General features: G+C 49.9%; 1 protein-coding gene. It reads left to right on the top strand.

All coding sequences use genetic code 11. From position 1 onward, the window contains the following. On the top strand, positions 1 to 547 hold a 547-nt coding region (locus GTK07_RS19145; RefSeq protein ID WP_163636639.1), incomplete at both ends, for a DUF3347 domain-containing protein.

Here is a 547-nt window from a genome sequence, read left to right as displayed (position 1 = left end):
TCCAATGGGGTGAATTTTGTGTTGCGCGATGTCACCTTGGGACCATCGTTGGGAAATGGTTTCATTGTCAAGGAGGGTCTGCAAGAAGGGGATGAGATCGCGGTAAATGGGACCTTTAGTATCGACGCGGCGGCCCAATTGGCCGGGAAACCGAGCATGATGAATCCTGAAGGTGGGCCCGCCATGACGGGACATAACCACGGAGGAATGAAGATGGGGGATGACAAGGGTACAGGCGGTAGCGATCATTCGGATATGGATATGGGCGATGTCAAACAGGAAAGTAAAACGGACCATTCCGACATGGACCAGCGAATAGCGGCGACAGGGATATTTCAGAACCAATTGAAACAGGTGTTGAGCGCCTACTTGGAGTTAAAGGATGCGCTTGTCAATGATAATGCCGCCAAGTCCAATGCCGCTGCAAAAAAAGTGTTGTCGGCCTTGGAACATGTGGATATGAAACAATTGACGGACAAAAAGGCGCACGACCATTGGATGACGATCTCGAAGGAAATCTCCAATTCGGCGAATTCCATTTCAAAGA

It is taken from the genome of Flagellimonas sediminis (genome assembly GCF_010500845.1).
In the GTDB taxonomy this organism is placed as follows: domain Bacteria; phylum Bacteroidota; class Bacteroidia; order Flavobacteriales; family Flavobacteriaceae; genus Flagellimonas; species Flagellimonas sediminis.
Note: the sequence above shows the minus strand (reverse complement) of the source record. Positions and strands in the feature narration are given on the sequence as shown.